At 72.8% G+C, this 18206-nt stretch carries 9 protein-coding genes; 7 read left to right on the top strand and 2 right to left on the bottom strand.

Annotated elements, in window-relative coordinates; all coding sequences use genetic code 11:
- Positions 1 to 49 precede the first annotated feature (49 nt).
- Positions 50 to 1138, bottom strand: coding sequence for a LacI family DNA-binding transcriptional regulator (locus tag ACZ56E_RS16340; RefSeq protein WP_471214634.1), 1089 nt, complete (start codon positions 1136 to 1138; stop codon positions 50 to 52).
- A gap of 222 nt (positions 1139 to 1360) precedes the next feature.
- On the opposite strand from ACZ56E_RS16340, the gene ACZ56E_RS16335 reads away from it, so the two are divergent.
- The 6 genes from ACZ56E_RS16335 (at position 1361) to ACZ56E_RS16310 (ending at position 9589) form a co-directional block, all read left to right on the top strand.
- Entirely contained in the window at positions 1361 to 2698 is a 1338-nt protein-coding gene (locus tag ACZ56E_RS16335) for an ABC transporter substrate-binding protein (RefSeq protein WP_471214633.1), read from the top strand.
- Between the two features lie 35 nt (positions 2699 to 2733).
- Complete coding sequence (locus ACZ56E_RS16330; protein ID WP_471214631.1) at positions 2734 to 3663, top strand: carbohydrate ABC transporter permease; 930 nt, start codon at positions 2734 to 2736, stop codon at positions 3661 to 3663.
- A gap of 3 nt (positions 3664 to 3666) precedes the next feature.
- Positions 3667 to 4614 (top strand): carbohydrate ABC transporter permease, encoded by a 948-nt coding sequence (locus tag ACZ56E_RS16325; protein ID WP_471214630.1) that lies wholly within the window; start codon positions 3667 to 3669, stop codon positions 4612 to 4614.
- Positions 4615 to 4699: 85 nt separating this feature from the next.
- Positions 4700 to 6463 (top strand): glycoside hydrolase family 35 protein, encoded by a 1764-nt coding sequence (locus tag ACZ56E_RS16320; protein ID WP_471214629.1) that lies wholly within the window; start codon positions 4700 to 4702, stop codon positions 6461 to 6463.
- Between the two features lie 28 nt (positions 6464 to 6491).
- Complete coding sequence (locus tag ACZ56E_RS16315; protein ID WP_471214628.1) at positions 6492 to 7931, top strand: RICIN domain-containing protein; 1440 nt, start codon at positions 6492 to 6494, stop codon at positions 7929 to 7931.
- 56 nt (positions 7932 to 7987) lie between these two features.
- Positions 7988 to 9589 carry a glycoside hydrolase gene (locus tag ACZ56E_RS16310; protein WP_471214627.1) on the top strand — a complete coding sequence of 534 codons (1602 nt, stop codon included), beginning with the start codon at positions 7988 to 7990 and terminating at the stop codon, positions 9587 to 9589.
- 6 nt (positions 9590 to 9595) lie between these two features.
- Here ACZ56E_RS16310 and ACZ56E_RS16305 read toward each other — a convergent pair whose 3' ends face one another.
- Positions 9596 to 12538, bottom strand: coding sequence for a hypothetical protein (locus ACZ56E_RS16305; RefSeq protein WP_471214626.1), 2943 nt, complete (start codon positions 12536 to 12538; stop codon positions 9596 to 9598).
- Between the two features lie 1276 nt (positions 12539 to 13814).
- Between ACZ56E_RS16305 and ACZ56E_RS16300 the strand changes: the two genes are divergently transcribed.
- Complete coding sequence (locus tag ACZ56E_RS16300; RefSeq protein WP_471214625.1) at positions 13815 to 18128, top strand: nSTAND1 domain-containing NTPase; 4314 nt, start codon at positions 13815 to 13817, stop codon at positions 18126 to 18128.
- The last annotated feature ends 78 nt before the right edge of the window (positions 18129 to 18206 follow it).

Below are 18206 nucleotides of genomic sequence, written 5' to 3'. Positions count from 1 at the left end.
ACGGGCGGTGCGATGTGCGGTCGTGCTCGTGGGGTTCGAGGACAGGCTCTCAGCGCGGGGCCGGCGCGGTGCTCTCGCGCACCACGAGCCGGGTCGGCACCAGGTCGGTGCCGGGGGTCGCCGGTGTCCGCTCGCGGATCTGCCGCAGCGCCTCCACCGCGCTCCTGCGCCCCACCTCCGTGAAGTCCTGGTGGACCGTGGTCAGCGGCGGGACGAAGTGGGCGGAGTCGGGGACGTCGTCGAAGCCGACCACGCTGACGTCCGCGGGGACGGCCCTGCCCCGCTCGTGGAAGGCGCGCAGAAGGCCGAGCGCCATCTGGTCGTTGGCGGCGAACACGGCGGTGCAGTCCGGCACTTCGGCGAGGACGAGGCCCGCCGCGTAACCCGAATCGGCCGACCAGTCGCCGCTCAGCGGTTCGGGGACCCGGCGCCCGGCCTCCTCCAGGGTGGCGCGCCAGGTCCGGGCGCGGCGCTGGGCGGCGAACGACTCCTCGGGGCCCGTCACGTGCCAGACGGTCTCGTGGCCGAGGTCGAGCAGATGGCGGACGGCGAGCCGGGCGCCGCCGACCTGGTCGGTGTCGACCACGCGGTAGCGGTCGCCCGAGTCGGTGTCCACCACGACGACGGGCACGCCGGGCGGCAGCGTCACCGTGCCCGCGTCGAGCAGGTGCACCTCGATGAAGACGATGACGGCGTCGACGGCGAGCTCGCCCATCCTCGTGAACGCGCCAAGGACGTTGTCCTGGGTCGGCACGTCGATGGGGATCATCGTGATGGCGTACCCCTCCGCCGCCGCGTGCGTGGAGATCGCGCCCACTGTCTGGCTGCGGCCCGTGGCGGAGAGGTTGAGGAGGATGACGCCGATGGTGTTGAACTGGCCGTAACGCAGGGCGCGGGCCGCGCTGTTGGGCCGGTAGCCCAGTTCGCGCATGGCTTCCAGGACCTGTTCGCGGGTGGCCGCGACCACGCCGGGGTGGCCGTTGGAGACCCGGGAGACCGTCTGGGAGGAGACGCCCGCCCGCTTCGCCACGTCGGCCATGGACACGCGCTGCTTGCGCCGTCCGCCGGGGATGCCCGAGCCGCCCCGCTGCGCGCCGCCGTGACCGGGGAGGGGGCTCCCCTCTTCGTGCAGCCCCATCGCCTCTCCTCCTCCGCCCCGCGGACACCGCGTGGAACTTTACGTGTGAGAAACCTTGACCGACCGATGTGACGGGTGCCACCGTACGCGTCACCGAAGTTTACGTAAACATTCCGCCCCGGCCGCCGCTTCGCGCGGCGCATGTTTACGTAACCACCCACCCCCCCCTCTCCCCGCCCCTCCCCCACCGCACCGCGCACGCGTCCGAAAGGGAACACCACCATGGCCATATCCCGGCGTCAGGCCCTGCTGATGGGCGCCGCCCTGTCGGTCTCGCTGACCGCGGGTGCCTGCGGCTCGTCCGATGAGGGCGGCTCGGATGCCGAGCCGCTGTCCGACGCCGACCTGAAAGCCGCGCTGAAGGAAGGCGGCAGCCTCACCGTCTGGTCCTGGAACGAGCCGATGAAACAGGTCGCCGAGGACTTCATGGCCAAATACCCCGAGGTGAAGGTCGACCTGGTCAACGCCGGTACGAACACCGACGAGTACACCGCGCTTCAGAACGCCGTGAAGGCCGGCAAGGGCGTCCCGGACATCGCCATGATCGAGTACTACGCGCTGCCGCAGTTCACCCTCGCCAAGTCCCTCGCCAACCTTGCCGAGTTGGGCGCCGACAAGCTGAAGACCTCCTTCGCGCCGGGCCCGTGGGCCGCGGTGCGCGCCGGGACCGACGGGGTGTACGGGCTGCCGATGGACTCCGGCCCGATGGCCTTGTTCTACAACAAGGAAGTCTTCGACAAGCACCGGATCAAGGTGCCGGAGACCTGGGAGGAGTACTTCGCCGCGGCCGAAAAGCTGCACGCCGCGGACCCCAAGGCCTACATCACGAACGACACCGGCGACGCGGGCTTCACCACCAGCATGATCTGGCAGGCCGGCGGCAAGCCCTACAGCGTCGACGGATCGGATGTCAGCGTGGACTTCGCCGACGCGGGCAGCGAGAAGTTCGCCGCCTCCTGGCAGCGGCTCATCGACGACAAGCTCCTCGCGTCCGTCACGTCCTGGAGCGACGAGTGGTACAAGGGCCTCGGTGACGGCACCATCGCCACCCTGGTCATCGGCGCGTGGATGCCGTCGAGCCTGCAGTCCGGGGTCAAGGCCGCGGCGGGCAAGTGGCGCGTGGCTCCCCTGCCCCAGTGGGAGCGCGGCGCCGCCAAGTCCGCCGAGAACGGCGGCAGTTCGCTGGCCATCACGCAGGCCTGCGAACAGAAGGCGCTGGCGTACGCCTTCCTCGAGTACGCCACCGTCGGGGCGGGCGTGCAGACACGCATCGACCAGGGCACCTTCCCCGCCACCACCGAGCACCTCGGCTCCCGGGCGTTCCGGAACAAGAAGGTCGCGTACTTCGGCGGCCAGCGGATCAACCAGGTCCTCGCCGAGTCGGCGAAGCAGGTCGTGCCCGGCTGGTCCTACCTGCCCTACCAGGTCTACGCGAACAGCGTCTTCAACGACACCGTCGGCAAGGCGTACGTCAGCGGCACCACCCTGCGGCAGGGCCTGAAGTCCTGGCAGGACGCGTCGGTCAAGTACGGCAAGGAGCAGGGCTTCACCGTCAAGTAGCCCCACGCCCGGACCGACCGAGGAATCACCACACCATGGCAACTCTGCACTCCGCGGCCGCCGGCCAGGCCCCCGCGCGACAGACCCTCCCCGTACGGAAGACGCGACGGTCCTGGACCGGCTGGGGGTTCATCGGCCCGTTCGCCCTCGTCTTCACGCTCGTCTTCCTCGCCCCCATCGCCTACTCCGTCTATCTGAGTCTCTTCCAGGAGCGGCTGATCGGCGGCACCTCCTTCGTGGGTCTGGACAACTACCAACGCACCCTGCAGGACCGGGAGTTCTGGGAGGGCATCGGCCGGGTGGGGTTGTTCCTGGCCGTTCAGGTCCCGGTGATGCTGGGCCTCGCGCTGCTGGTGGCGCTCGCGCTGGACAGCGGCAGACTCTACGGAAAGAGCTTCTTCCGGATCGCGATCTTCCTGCCGTACGCCGTGCCCGCGGTGGTCGCCGCGCTCATGTGGGGGTTCCTCTACGGCACCCGGTTCGGCCTGGTCGGGGACCTCAATGACGCCCTGAACAGCACCCTGCCCGACCCGCTCTCGCCGGACCTCGTCCTCGCGTCCATCGGCAACATCGTCACGTGGGAGTTCGCGGGCTACAACATGCTCATCTTCTACTCCGCGCTGCGCGTCATCCCGCACTCGCTGTACGAGGCGGCGGAGATCGACGGCGCCGGGCAGCTGCGCGTCATCACCGCCATCAAACTGCCCGCCATCCGGGGCGCGTTGGCCATCGCCACGATCTTCTCGGTCATCGGCAGTTTCCAGCTCTTCAACGAGCCGAGCATCCTGCAGAACCTGGCGCCGAACGCCATCACCACCTCGTACACCCCCAATCTCTACACATACTCGCTGTCGTTCAACGGGCAGCAGCAGAACTACGCCGCGACCGTCGCCATCGTCATGGGCCTGATCACCATGGTGGTCGCCTACGTCGTCCAGCTGCGCGGCATGCGAAAGGCAGCGTGACCCATGGGCAGCCCCGGCACCCTCACCTCCAAGGCCGCGCCCGCCCGTCACCCGCGCGGCACGGCGCCCGCCCCCCGGCTGCGCTCCCGGCGGCGGCACAGCGTCGCCCGGCCCCGCCGCAGTGTGCTGCTGACCGCGCTCACCGGGCTCGTGGTGGTGTACTCGCTGCTGCCGCTGGTGTGGCTGGTGATCAGCGCGACCAAGACGCAGAAGGGCCTGGCCTCGTCGTTCGGCCTGTGGTTCGGCGGCGACTTCGCGCTGTGGGACAACATCACCGAGACGTTCACCTACGACGACGGCGTCTTCACCCGCTGGCTCCTGAACACGCTGCTGTACGTGGTGCTCGGCGCGGGCGGCGCCACCCTCCTCGCGGTCCTCGGCGGGTACGCCCTCGCCAAGTTCGCCTTCCCCGGCAAGCGCGCGGTGTTCGCGGTCGTCATCGGCGCGGTCGCCGTGCCGGGCACCGCCCTCGCGATCCCCACCTTCCTGATGTTCAGCGAGCTGGGCCTGACCAACACGCCGTGGGCGGTCATCGTCCCGTCGCTGATCTCGCCGTTCGGCCTCTATCTGATGTGGGTCTTCGCCACCGAGGCCATTCCGACCGAGCTGATGGAGGCCGCCCGCGTGGACGGCGCGGGCGAGCTGCGCGTCTTCTGGCAGGTCTGCCTGCCGCAGCTGGCCCCCGGCATCGTGACCGTCCTGCTGTTCACGATGGTGCACACCTGGAACAACTACTTCCTGCCGCTCATCATGATCAAGGACCCGGACTGGTATCCGCTGCCCCTCGGCCTCAACGCCTGGAACGCGCAGGCGGCGACGGCCGGCGGCCAGCCCGTCTTCCATCTGGTGATCACCGGATCGCTGATCACCATCCTGCCGCTGATCGCCGCGTTCCTGCTGCTCCAGAGGTACTGGCAGTCCGGTCTGGCCGCGGGCAGCGTCAAGGAATAGCTCCCGCACCTGCCCTCTCGCTCAGGCCCCCACGAACTTCCCCGTAGCCGCCCGTAGTCGCCCGTAGTCGAAGGAAAGATCCCGCATGCCCGCACTGACCACGACGTCCGACGGTTTCCTCCTGCACGGCGAGCCGTTCCGGATCGTCTCCGGCGCGATGCACTACTTCCGTGTGCACCCCGGCCAGTGGGCCGACCGGCTGCGCAAGGCGCGCCTGATGGGCCTCAACACGGTCGAGACGTACGTCCCGTGGAACCTCCACCAGCCCGACCCGGAGGGGCCTCTCGTCCTCGACGGCCTTCTCGACCTGCCGGGTTATCTGCGGCTGGCCGAGGCCGAAGGCTTGCACGTCCTCCTGCGGCCCGGCCCGTACATCTGCGCCGAGTGGGACGGCGGCGGACTGCCCGCGTGGCTCACCGCGGATCCGGACATCGGGCTCCGCAGCAGCGACCCCCGGTTCACGGACGCGTTCGACCGCTATCTCGACCTGCTGCTGCCCACGCTCCTGCCGCACATGGCGGCGTCCGGCGGCCCCGTCATCGCCGTCCAGGTCGAGAACGAGTACGGGGCCTACGGCAACGACTCCGCGTACCTGAAGCACCTGGAACTGGCCCTGCGCTCGCGCGGCGTCGAGGAGCTGCTGTTCACCTGCGACCAGACGGACCCGGCGCACCTGGCGGCCGGCACCCTGCCCGGCACGCTCGCCACCGGCACCTTCGGCAGCCGCGTCGCCCCGTCCCTGGCCTGCCTCCGCGAGCACCGGCCCGAAGGGCCCCTGATGTGCGCGGAGTTCTGGATCGGCTGGTTCGACCACTGGGGCGAGCCGCACCACGTGCGGGACACGGCCGACGCCGCGGCCGACCTCGACGCGCTGCTCTCGGCGGGCGCCTCGGTCAACATCTACATGTTCCACGGCGGCACCAACTTCGCGTTCACCAACGGCGCCAACCACGATCACGCCTACTCCCCCATCGTCACCTCCTACGACTACGACGCCCCGCTCACCGAGTCCGGTGACCCCGGCCCGAAGTACCACGCCTTCCGGGAGGTCATCGCCCGCCACGCGCCGGTGCCGGACGAGCCCGCCCCCGCGCCCGCACCCAAACTCCCTTACACCGCAGTCCAGTTGTCGCGCCGCGCGCCGCTCCTTCCGTACGCGCGCGCCCTGGCCGAGCCCGTACGCGCGGACCTGCCGGTGACAATGGACGAGCTCGGGCTGCGAGCCGGGTACGTGCTCTACCGCACCACCCTGCCCGAGGCCGGGGACGGACTGCTGCACTTCTCCGGCGGTGTCGGCGACCGCGCCCAGGTCTTCCTGGACGGCGCACCCGTCAGCGTACTCGAACGCGAGCGCCACGAGGAGAGCCTGCCCGTCCGGGTGCCGCGCGCCGGCGCGGCTCTCGACGTGCTCGTGGAGAACATGGGCGGGGTCAACTACGGGCCCCGGATCGGTGCCCCGAAGGGCCTGCTCGGCCCGGTCGACCTCGACGGCACCGTGCTGCGCGGCTGGGACTGCCATCCCCTGCCCCTCGACGACCTGGCCGCGGTGCCCTTCACCCCCTCCGCGGCGACCAGCGACTCGGTGCCCGCCTTCCATCACGGCACCTTCGACGTCACCACCCCGGCCGACACCTTCCTGTCGCTGCCGGGCTGGACCAAGGGCCAGGCCTGGGTCAACGGCTTCCACCTCGGCCGCTACTGGAACCGCGGACCGCAGCGCACGCTGTACGTCCCCGCGCCCGTCCTGCGCCCCGGCACCAACGACCTCGTCCTCCTGGAGCTGCAGGCCACCACCGGCACCCGGGCCCATCTGGTGGAGGCCCCCGACCTCGGCCCAGTGACCCCCTGAAGGGCACGGAACCCTGAGAGGAGACCCGATGCTCCACCGCACCCTCACACCCATATTCATGGCATGCGCATGCCTGGTTCTGCTTCTGAGCGCCTCGCCGGCCGCGCACGCCGCGCCGGTCACCGTGACCAACGGAACGCAGTTCACCGACACGGCGGGGAACGCCGTCCACGCCCACGGCGGCGGCGTCATCAAGGTCGGCCCGCACTACTACTGGTTCGGCGAGAACCGGCACGCCGACAACACCTTCAAGGCGGTCTCCGTCTACCGCTCCACCGACCTGAAGACCTGGGAGTTCAGGAAGAACGTCCTGACGCAGGCCAGTGACCCGGAGCTGGACGTCGCGTACATCGAGCGGCCGAAGGTGATCTACAACAAGGCCACGCGCAAGTTCGTCATGTGGATGCACAAGGAGAACGGCAAGGACTACCACGAGGCCCGCGCCGCCGTCGCGGTCTCCGACACCGTCGACGGCGACTACACCTGGAAGGGCAGCTTCCGGCCGCCGAGCGGTACGACGTCCCGCGACCAGACGCTGTTCCAGGACGACGACGGCACGGCGTACCAGATCACGGCCACCGAGAACAACGCCGACCTGCACATCTACCGGCTCGACGCCGACTACACCGGTTACGACGAGCTGGTGGCGAACCCGTGGCCGGGCCAGTGGCGGGAGGCGCCCGCGCTGTTCAAGCGGGACGGCGTCTACTTCATGCTGACCTCGGGGACCAGCGGCTGGGACCCCAACCAGCAGAAGTACGCCACGGCCGAGAGCCTCACGGGCCCGTGGAGCGGGATGAAGGACACCGGCAACGCGAACGGCCACGGCTCGCAGACCGCCTTCGTCCTGCCGGTGCAGGGTTCGTCGGCCACCTCGTACCTCTACATGGGTGACCGCTGGGGCAACTCCATGGGCGGCACGGTCAACGACTCGCAGTACGTGTGGCTGCCGCTGGACTTCCCCACCAGGACCACCATGAGCCTGCCGTGGTACCCACGGATCTCCGTCGACACGGAGGCCGGCACCGTCGAGGGTGTGGGCGGCGGCCCCCACTACACCTTCGCCGCCCGGCACAGCGGCAAGTGCGTCGAGGTCTCCGATGACTCCTCCGACGACGGCGCGAAGGTCGTCCAGCGCGGCTGCGACGGTGGACTCAACCAGCGGTGGCGGTTCGAGGACGCGGGCGGCGGGTACGTCCGCGTCCTCGCCCAGCACAGCGGCAAGTGCCTGGACGTCGCCGACGAGTCCACCGCCGACGGCGCCGCGGTGCTCCAGTACCGCTGCTCCTCCGGCGCCCACCAGCAGTGGCGGTTCGAGGACCGGGGCGATGCCACCCACCGCCTGGTGGCCCGGCACAGCGGCAAGTGCCTGGACGTCGCGGACGAGTCGGCCGCGGACGGCGCCCGGCTCGTCCAGTGGACCTGCGGCACCGGCGACAACCAGCGGTTCGAACGACGTACGGCTTGACGACCGCAACTGGCTTCACCTGTACGGAATCTGACGCTGCCTCGGAAGGGAACGCAATGGCACACCGCATACGGCGTACGCGGCTGCTCACGGCCCTCGGCACCACCGCCCTGGTCACCACGACCGCTCTCGGCGCCGCCCCGCCCCTCCCCTCCCCCACGACGGAGGACGACAGCACCGCCGCATCCGTCACCGTCCGGCCCGACCCCGCGCTGGCCCAGGAGGAGTTCGAGGGCTGGGGCACCAGTCTGGTCTGGTTCGCCAACGCCACGGGCGGCTACCCGGCCGAGGTCCGCGAGAAGCTCGCCGACCTCGTCTTCGGCGACAGCGGGCTCGGGCTCAACATCGCCCGGTACAACATCGGCGGCGGCAACGCGCCCGACGTCAAGGACTACCTCCGCCCCGGCGGAGCGGTCCAGGGCTGGTGGAAGGCGCCGGCGGGCACCACCCGCGAGGACACCGACTGGTGGGACCCCGACGATCCGGGCGACTGGAACCGCCGCGCCGACCGGACACAGCGGTGGTGGGTCGACCGCGTCAAGGGCGACATCGACCACTGGGAGACGTTCAGCAACTCGCCGCCCTGGTTCATGACGAAGAGCGGATACGTCTCCGGGGGCTTCGACGCCTCGGAGGACCAGCTCAAGACCGAATCCGTCGACGACTTCGCCGCCTACCTCACGGGCGCGACCGAACGCCTGGAGAAGGCCCACGGGATCGAGGTCGACACGATCGACCCCTTCAACGAACCCAACACCACCTACTGGAGCACCCGCCTCGGCCCCGACGGCCGACCGGTCGGCGGCCGGCAGGAGGGCGCGCACATGGGCCCCGAACTCCAGCAGAAGGTGATCCGCGCGCTCGCCCCGGCGCTGGCGAAGTCCCGTACGGACGCGAAGATCTCGGCGATGGACGAGACCAACCCCACCCTGTTCGCCCGGAACTGGAACGCCTACCCCGCCGAGGTCCGCGACCTCGTCGACCAGCTCAACGTCCACACGTACGGCACTCAGGACCGCACTGTCGTACGGGACTTGGCCAAGGCGGCGAAGAAGCCGCTGTGGATGAGCGAGGTCGAAGGAGAGTGGGATCCGGACGGGCAGGACTTCACCGACATGAAGTCCGGCCTCGGTCTGGCCCAGCACATGGTGGACGACCTGCGCGAACTGGAGCCTTCGGCCTGGGTGTTCTGGCAGCCCGTCGAGGACTACAACAACATGAAGCCCGGCGGTGAGAGCGCGAAGGGCGGCAACTGGGGCAGCATCCAGCTCCCCTTCGACTGCACCGCCAAGGACACCCTGAAGACCTGTCCGATCAGGACCAACACGAAGTTCGACACCGCCCGCAACTTCACCCACACCATCCGGCCGGGCGACCGCCTCGTCACGGTGGACGACACGTCCAGCGCCGCGGCGGTGAGCGGGGACGGGAAGGGCGCGACCGTCGTCCACGTCAACTCCACCGGAGAGGAGCGGGCGGTGACGGTGGACCTCTCGAAGTTCGACCACGTGGAGCGCGGCGCCACCATGACGCCGATCGTCACCAGCGCGGGCGGAGCGCTCCAGGAGCGGGACCCCGTACCGGTCGTGGACGGGCGCGCCACGTTCACCGTGCCGGCCGAGTCGGTCACCAGCTTCGTCGTCGACGGCGCTTCCTGACAGGCGTCACTGCTGGTCCGTGACGTCCGCCCAGGTCCAGGGCGCAGCAGGTCTGCCGTCGAGCTCCACGCCGTAGGGCAGACAGGGCTCGACGGGCAGCTGTCCTGCGGCGCGCGCCCACCGGGCGAACTCGTCGGCCTGCGGCGACCCGGCCCTGCGGAGAGCGGTCAACAGGGCCACGTGGCAGGCCTCCGTGGCCCGGCCCCGGTCGATGTGCGCGAGCGGGTCGCGGCGCAGGAGCTCGTCGACGGCGTCGGCGGCGCCGGCCGCGCGGAACGCCTCGATCAGCCGGGCGACGCTGTTCATGTGGGTCAGGTCCGCCCCCGCCGCGGCCCGCCGGACGAGGGCCGCTCGCGGTTCGGTGAAGCCGTGGTCGGTCATGGCGGCCAGGAGAGGTGCGATGCCGTAGGGCTCGGTGAGGTCGGCCGCGTCGGCGGCCCGGGCGGCGAACGTCCGGGCCGCCTCGGTCTCGCCCGCCCGGCACAGGGTCTCCAGCAGCCCCGCGGGCGCTTCCCAGACGTGGTGGTCGCGCGCGTCGAGCCCGGCCACGAGGCCGCGGTCGAACAGGATCTGCCGCGCCTCGGCCGCGTCGGCCTCCTCGAAGCTCCAGAGCAGGAACTCCATGGTGTCCACGTCCGGGCTCTCGACGTTCTCGGCGATGTGCCGGGCCAGCCGCAGGGCGGGCTCCCGCGCGCCGGCCTGCGCCAGCTCGCGGACCACGAAGACCATGTCGTAGGGGGGATCATGGGCCAGGGCCCGCTCCAGCAGCGGGGCGATGCCCCGCTCCCCGCCCGTCTCCCACAACACCTGCACGACCTCCCCGACGAAGTCCGGATCGGTGAGGTACACGTCGGAGGCGATGCCCGCCGCCAGCGCGTCGAACTCGGCCTCCGCACCGGCCGCGCGCAGCACGACCAGGAGGTCGCGCAGTTCCTCGGGGTCCTCGTAGAAGAGGTCGGTCACCGGCTGCCGTGCCAGGACCTGGCGTACGTTCTCGTGCCTGCCGGTGTTGTGGAACACGTCGAGCAGCGACGCCAGCGTCTCCGCGCTCTCCAGGTCGGCGCCCGCCGCCATCCGGTCGGCCAGCACGGCGAACTCCTCCAGCGCGGCGAACTCCTCTTCGAAACTCAGGTCCCGCAGCTCCATGAGAAGCAGGCACAGGATGCCTTCGATGTCGAAGACGTCCGGGTCGCCGACCACGTCGATGTGCCGGGCGGGCGAACGGGCGAGCAGGGTGCGTACGCCGTCGTCGTCCCCGGCGTCGCGGAGCACCTGGAGGAGCCGCAGCACGACGTCGGCGCGGGTGAGGCCGATGCGGGCGGCCGGGTCCAGGGCGAGCAGGGTCCGCGCGGCCCGCCCCGCCCCTGCCTGCCGCAGGGCTTCGATCAGCCGGGGCAGGCAGTCGGGGGACAGGTCCGGCGCACGGGCCTCGATGCGGGCGACGAGGGCCGCGGTGGCGTCGGAGGGCCCGAACGTATGCAGAGTGCGGAGGAGTTCACCGACGCGCCAGGTGTCGGTCAGGTCGGCGTGGGCGGCCGCGCGGTGCGCCAGCGGTCCGATCGCGCGGCGCGCCGCCGTCTTCGCGAGGCCCGGCAGGATCCGGACGATGTCCTCGGGGGCGGTCCGGGTGGCACGGGAGACCAGCGAGTCGACGAGAGGTTCGACGACGTCCGCCGACACGCCCTCCCGCGTGAGGCGTTCCACCAGGTTGCCGACGGCCCGGGCGTCCGCCGGATCGGCCGCGGCGGTGGTGGCGAGGCGTCCGGCGAACGTGTCCACGGCCTCCTGGTGGCCCGACTCGCGCAACGCGGCGAGAAGCCCGTTCGCGATCGAGCCGTCGGACGGGTCCGCGTGCGCCGCGGCCCAGGCGGCGGCCCGCGCGCCGTCGGGGTGGCGCCGGGTGCGCTTGACGATACGTACGTACGCGTCGTCGCTGCCCGCGAGCGCGGCGCGCACGTCCAGGCAGAGGGCGTACCGGAACAGGCCGCGCCGCCAGGCGGCGGCCTGGAGGCGGTACAGATCTTCTACGTCCTCCGTGTGCCGTACGAGCGCTTCCCACAGGGACTTGGTGCCCGCGCGGCCCGCGTGGTGCGGGGCGGTGTGCTGGAGAAGGTAGTCGGCGGGTTCGTAGCGGGGTGGGGCGCCGGCGTGCTCCCGTACCGCGCTCAGCGGGGTGAGGGCGCGCCGGATGTCCGCGCGGGAGCCGTCGTGACGCACGCCGGTCGTCAGCGCGTCCAGCTCCGGTCCTGCCCAGTCGGCGGAGGCCGCCCGGTCGTGCGGGGCGAGGGAACCGTCGGCTGCCGCCGCGAGGAGACCACCGGGGGTCGGTGTCTGGTGGCCGAGCCTGCGGGCGTCGAGGGCGGCGGTGACCAGGGCGTGCTCGCGAGCGGTGAAGTGGCCGTCGGGTCCGCTCAGATAGGCGTCGAGCAGTTCGGGCCCGCCGCTGAGGTGCTGGACGACGCGACCGTCCGCCGCTCCGGCGTCCCCGGCCGATCGGAGCCTGAAGTCCGTGTGCCGATTTGCGAGTTGCCGCCACCGGGTGCGCTCGTCGGGGGTCAGCCGGAGCGGCACCCGCACGCGGTGGGCGTGTGAGCCGGTGAGGAGGTTCCTGGTGTGCCGGGAGGGGTCGCCGGGGTCGCCCTGGGCGGTGAACTGACGCCAGTACGGGTCCTCCCAGAGCGAGGCGACGGCGACGATCCCGGGCCGCTCCTGGAGCACGGCGGTCAACTCCGCGGCGGCGTCGTCCCCTTCGCGGTCGAGCAGGAGCCGCTGGAGCTCGTTCAGCCACAGCACGCACCCCTCGCCGACCTCACCGTCGGCGATCAGCCCACGCAGGGCCCGGGCGGTCGACGGCCGCAGCAACCTGTGATCCGGCGCAAGCTCCAGCACCGCTTCGTACAGCGCCCGCGTCTTGCCGGTCGACGACTCCCCGATCAGCACACCGAGCACCGAAGGACCACCTTCAGCGGCAGGCTTGAGCCGGGCGCGCAGGGTGTGGTCGTGGGGGCGGGTGAGGTAGGGGGTGAGGGTGGGGGGTCCGGGCCAGCGGGGGCTTTCGGGCCGGCCGGGGCCTCCGAGGTCTCCAGGGCCTCCCGGGCCTCCAGGGCCTCTGAGGTCTCCGGGGCCTCCGGGGCCTCCGGGACTTCCGAAGCCTCCCGGGCTTGCGGGACTCCTGGGACTTCTGGGACTTCCGGCGCTTCCGGGCGAGCCAGGGCCTCCGGGTTCTCGGAGGTCTCCGAGGCTTCCGGTGCCCCCCGGGGCTCCGGGGCCTCCGGGCCAGCCAGGGCCGCCGGGGCCGCCGGGCAACAGTGCTTCGCGTACCTCCAGTTGCCAGGGGGTGAGGTCCCGGACCGTTCGGTGTTCGGTGGGTGGCCGGGGCGGGGTGGTGTTGGCTCGGTCGGCGGTCAGCTCGTCGGAGGCCTGCTCCAGGAGGTCGCGCAGTGTGCGGGTGGGCGCGGGGGCTCCCGCCCACTCCGCCCAGAGGTGGGCGAGCGCGACGACCTGGTCGTGGCTGCGGGCCCGGGGGACCTGCATCTTCGACGGTTCCTTGGGGGCCCAGTCGCTGATCCGCTGCTTGGAGAAGCCCCTCAGGGCACCGACGCCTCCCCGGCCGGGCGCCCGGAGTTCGCGTACCACCGTGTCCTGCGACGCGGACAGGCCCTTCGCGTGCCGGGCCGCCTCCGCCCGGACGCGCAGATCGCGCAGGTAGCCCCACAGCCGCCGGCGCGCCACCCCCATCGCTCTGCCCCCCCATGCATGTCCGCTGCCCGTTTCCGCCGGAGCGGGCGTTCCGGGTGCCGGTCCGTGGGGCGTTGACCAGCAGGATAGTTCGCCGGGTGCCCGGTCCGCCCGGGAGTGCGAGGTCGGGGCGCCGGGCCGCCGCAGGGTGATGTCACGGGCCGCGCACCAGGTGCGGTCAGGGGCGATGCGCCCTCGGTGCAAGGAGGTTCCCATGCAGGGTCCGATGCGGTACGGCAGCGGTGGCGACCGGCGGGCTTCGTTTCGGAGGGTCTGGAGGGAGGCGGGGCGTCGGGCCGTCCTCAGCCTGGCCGACGTCTCGGGCCCCCTTCTGCTGGTGTTCGCCGAGGGGTGGGTCCGCCTGCGCTGAATGTCCGGTGGATTGTCCGGTTCCGGTGGCCCGGCTGCGGGCGGCCGGGCCGGACAATGAGGGGCGGGGGTGGTGGCGGTGCCGCGGGGTGAGCGTCCGCTGGAGGACGACGGTGGCTTGCTGACCGAATTCGCCGCCGATCTGCGGCAGTTGCGGGAGAAGGCGGGCAGCCCGCCCTATCGCCGGCTGGCCCGCGACGCCCACTACTCCTCGACGACACTCGCCGACGCGGCGGGCGGCCGCAGGCTCCCCAGCCTGCCCGTCACGCTCGCCTATGTGCGGGCCTGCGGCGGAGACGTGGCCGCGTGGGAGGACCGGTGGCGGGCGCTCGGTGCCCGGCTCGCGGCTGCGGACCGCGCGGAGGAGGTCCCCGGCGCCGGGGACCGTGACCAGCGCGGCCCCTATGTGGGGCTCGCCGCGTTCCAGCCGGAGGACGCCGCCTGGTTCTTCGGGCGGGAGCAGCTGACCGACGATCTGGTCGAACGGGTACGCTCCCGCCGCTTCCTGGCCGTCTTCGGTGCCTCCGGGTCGGGGAAGTCGTCGCTGCTGCGGGCCGGGTTGCTGCCTCGCGTCAACGGGGACACCGGGTCCGGGGCGTCCGGGCTGGGGGCGGTGTCCGGGACCGGGCTGTTGCCCGCGTCCGGGCCCGGGCTGTTGCCCACGTCCGAGCCCGGGGGCGGGCCCTCGTCCGGGGCCGGGTCCGGGGAGAGGTCCGGGGCCTCCGGGTCGGGGCCCGCGTCCGGGGCCGGGGGCCCGCCCTCGTCGGGCTCCGGGTCCGGGGAGAGGTCCGGGGCCTCCGGGTCGGGGCCCGCGTCCGGGGCCGGGGGCCCGCCCTCGTCGGGCTCCGGGTCCGGGGCGAGGTCCGGGGCCTACGGGTCGGGGCCCGCGTCCGAGCCCGGGGGCGGGCCCTCGTCGGGGTCCGGGTCCGGGGCGAGGCCCGGGGCCTACGGGTTGGGGCCCGCGTCTGGGGCCGGGGGCCCGCTGGGGCCCTCATCGGGGCCCGGGGCCGAGGCCGGGAGCAGGTCCGGGAGCGGAACCGGTACCGGGGTCGGGTCCGGAACCGGGGCCGGAACCGGAACCGGAGTCGGGTCCGGTACCGGGGTCGGGTCCAGAACCGGGCCCGGGCCCGGAACCGGGTGGGTCACCGTCCTGTTCTCACCCGGCGCCCACCCCCTGGAGGAGTGCGCCGCACGGCTCGCCGCCGCCACCGACGGCTCGGCGACCGTCCTGCGCAGGGACCTAGCGACGGACCCGCGAGCCCTGCACCTGACCGCGCTGAAGGCCTTGGCAGGCCGTCCGCCCGACGCCGAACTCCTGCTCGTGGTCGACCAGTTCGAGGAGATCTTCACGCTCTGCTCCGACGCCCGGGAGCGTACGCGGTTCATCACCGCGCTGCTCACAGCGGTACGGGCGCCCAACAGCCGCACGCGCGTCGTGCTGGGCGTACGCGCCGACTTCTACGCACGCTGCGCACGCCACCCGGACCTCGTCGAGGCGTTGCGCGACGCCCAGTTGCTCGTGGGGCCGATGACCACCGACGAGCTGCGCCGCGCCATCAGCCGGCCCGCCGCGCGGGCGGGCTGCACCGTCGAGGGGGCGCTCCTCGCCCGTGTGATCGCCGACGCCACCGGCCGCGCCACGGTCCTGCCGCTGGTCTCCCACGCGCTGCGCGAGACCTGGCGCCGCCGCCGCGGCAGCACGCTCGCCCTGTCCGGGTACGAGGCCGCGGGCGGCATCCGGCACGCCCTTGCCCAGACCGCGGAGGCGGTCCACGCCGGACTCGACGGCGGCCAGCGGCGCCTCGCCCGGGCCCTCCTGCTGCGCCTCGTCGTGATCGGCGAGGGCACCGACGCCACCAGGCGGCGCCTCGCCCGCGCCGACCTGGACTCCCTCGGCACCGACCAGGCCGACGTGCAGACGGTCCTCGACGCGCTGGCCGGGGCCCGCCTCATCACCCTGGACACGGAGACGGTCGAGCTGACGCACGAGGCCCTGCTGGAGGCCTGGCCGCGGCTGCGGCAGTGGATCGACGAGGACCGGGCGCGGCTGCTGCTGCGCCAGCGGCTGAGCGACGCGGCGACCGCGTGGGACCGCGAGCGTCGCGATCCGGGGGCGCTGTACCGCGGCACGCGGCTCGACGCGGCCGAGGACTCCTTCGCGGCCGCCGGCAGCGAACTGACCGCGCTGGAACGCGACTTCCTCACGGCGAGCGGCGCGGCCCGCGACCGGGAGCGGCTCGCCGCGGCCCGCACCACGCGGCGGTTGCGCCGGCTCACCTTCGCCCTGTCCGTCCTGCTCGTGCTCGCGCTCCTCTCCGGCCTGCTCGCCTGGGACCAGTACCGGACCAGTGAAGGCCACCGGCGCGAGGCCGTCGCCGAGCAGCGCAGCGCCCTCTCCCGGCAGCTCGCGGCGCAGTCGGCGGCGCTCCTCTCCGAGGAGACCGACCTCGCCTCGCTCCTCGCGGTCTACGCCTACCGGGTCCGCCCCACCGCCGAGGCGACCTCCGGCCTCTTCACCGCGGCCTCGCTGCCGCTCCAGCAGCGCATGGCCGGGCACCGGGGCGACGTACAGGCGGTGGCGTTCAGCGCCGACGGGCGGACCGTGGCGAGCGGGGGCCGGGACGGCACCGTACGCCTGTGGAACACGGTGACGGGCGAGTCCTTGAAGGTGCTGAGGGGGCATCAGGGGCCTGTGGCTTCCGTGGCGTTCAGCCCGGACGGGCACACCGTCGCCAGCGGCGGAGACGACGGGAACGTACGCCTGTGGAACACCGCCACCGGGGCGTCGCGTGCCATGGACGCCGGGAGGCGGGGTGACGTGGGGGCGGTGGCGTTCAGTCCGGACGGCCGTACGGTGGCGGGCGGCGGGCAGGACGGCAGCGTGCGGCTGTGGGCGGTGGCGACGGGCAAGGAGCAGCGCGCGGCGGACGGACGCCGAGGGGTGAGGGATCATCAGGGTCCGGTGTCGGCACTGGCGTTCAGTCCCGACGGGCGGACGGTGGCCAGCGGCGGGCGTGACGGAACCGTACGGCTGCGGAACACGCGGACCGGCGGGACACGTGTCACGGAGACCGGGCGGGACAGCGCCGTGGAGTCGGTGGCGTTCAGCCCCGACGGCCGTACGGTCACCGGCGGCGCCCGCGACGGCACGGTACGGGTGTGGGCGGTGGCCACCGGCGAGGAGCGCGGCGCGCTCGCCGAGCGCCGCAGGGACGCCGAGTCCGTGGCGTTCAGCCCCGACCGGCGCACAGTGCTGAGCGGCGGACACGACGGCACCGTACGGCTGTGGGACGCGGCGACCGGGGCGCTGCGGGCCGTGCTGGCCGGGCACCGGGGGACGGTGTCCGCCGCGGCGTTCAGCCCCGACGGCGGCATGGTGGTCAGCGGTGGCCGGGACGGCACGGTGCGGCTGTGGGCGGTGGCCACCGGCAAGGAGCGCATCGCGGTGCCGGGACGGCAGGGGCCTGTCGAGTCGGTGGCGTTCAGCCCGGACGGGCGCACGGTGGCCGGTGGCGCCCGCGACGGCACCGTACGGCTGTGGGACGCGGCCAACGGCCGGGCGCGGGAGGTACTGCGGGGGCACCGGGGGCCGGTGCGTTCGGTGGCCTACGGGCCCGACGGCCGCACCGTCGCCAGCGGGGGCGACGACGGGAACGTACGCCTGTGGGACGCGGCGACCGGTGAGGCGCGGGGCATCCTGACGGGACATCAGGGGCCGGTGCGGTCGGTGGCGTTCAGCCCGGACGGGCGCACCGTCGCCGGTGGCGGAGACGACGGGAACGTACGCCTGTGGAACGCGGCGGCCGGGACACCTCGCAGCGCGTCGGACGAACAACCGGGCACCGTGTGGTCCGTGGCGTTCGGGGCCGACGGGCACACCGTCGCCATCGGCGGCGACAAAGGGACCCTGCGGCTGTGGGACGCCGCCACCGGGAAGACGCGCTCGGTGCGCACCGGCAGCAAGTCCCCTGTTCGGGCAGTGGCGTTCAGCCCGGACGGACGGACCGTCGCGGGCGCCCGTGAGGACGGCAGGGTACGGCTGTGGGACACGGCCACGGGTACGGCCCGCGTCACCCTGACGGGGAAGATCCGCGGCGCGCGGTCGTTGGCGTTCAGCCCGGACGGGCGGACCGTGGCCGGCGGCGGCCGGGACGGCATGGTGCGGCTGTGGGACGCGGCCACCGGGCTGCAGAACTCCGTGCTCGCCGGGCACGAGGGCACGGTGTGGTCCGTGACGTTCAGCCCGGACGGGCACACCGTCGCCAGCGGCGGCGAGGACGGCACCCTGCGCCTGTGGGGCGTGCTCCGCAACGCCGACGAGGCGATCGACAGGATCTGCCGCTCGCTCCGCAGGGACCTGACCGGGCAGGAACGCGCCCGCTACCTCAATGCTCCGGGCGGCGAGTGGCCCCGCAGGGCGTGCGTGCGCTGACGCGACGTCACGGCGTAACCACCGAAGCCGTGTTGTCCGGGGCTTGTTGTCCGGTGCCCGGCGGCCGACCCCGGACAA

The sequence above is a fragment of the Streptomyces sp. NPDC039480 genome, from assembly GCF_055597165.1.
This window is presented reverse-complemented; position numbering and strand designations above follow the sequence as displayed.

What these genes read in the sequence shown, in the direction of transcription:
- ACZ56E_RS16320 (WP_471214629.1), top strand. Translation starts at nt 4,700, where the DNA reads ATGCCCGCACTGACCACGACGTCCGACGGTTTCCTCCTGCACGGCGAG.
- ACZ56E_RS16325 (WP_471214630.1), top strand. Translation starts at nt 3,667, where the DNA reads ATGGGCAGCCCCGGCACCCTCACCTCCAAGGCCGCGCCCGCCCGTCAC.
- ACZ56E_RS16335 (WP_471214633.1), top strand. Translation starts at nt 1,361, where the DNA reads ATGGCCATATCCCGGCGTCAGGCCCTGCTGATGGGCGCCGCCCTGTCG.
- ACZ56E_RS16315 (WP_471214628.1), top strand. Translation starts at nt 6,492, where the DNA reads ATGCTCCACCGCACCCTCACACCCATATTCATGGCATGCGCATGCCTG.
- ACZ56E_RS16330 (WP_471214631.1), top strand. Translation starts at nt 2,734, where the DNA reads ATGGCAACTCTGCACTCCGCGGCCGCCGGCCAGGCCCCCGCGCGACAG.
- ACZ56E_RS16310 (WP_471214627.1), top strand. Translation starts at nt 7,988, where the DNA reads ATGGCACACCGCATACGGCGTACGCGGCTGCTCACGGCCCTCGGCACC.
- ACZ56E_RS16340 (WP_471214634.1), bottom strand. Translation starts at nt 1,138, where the DNA reads ATGGGGCTGCACGAAGAGGGGAGCCCCCTCCCCGGTCACGGCGGCGCG.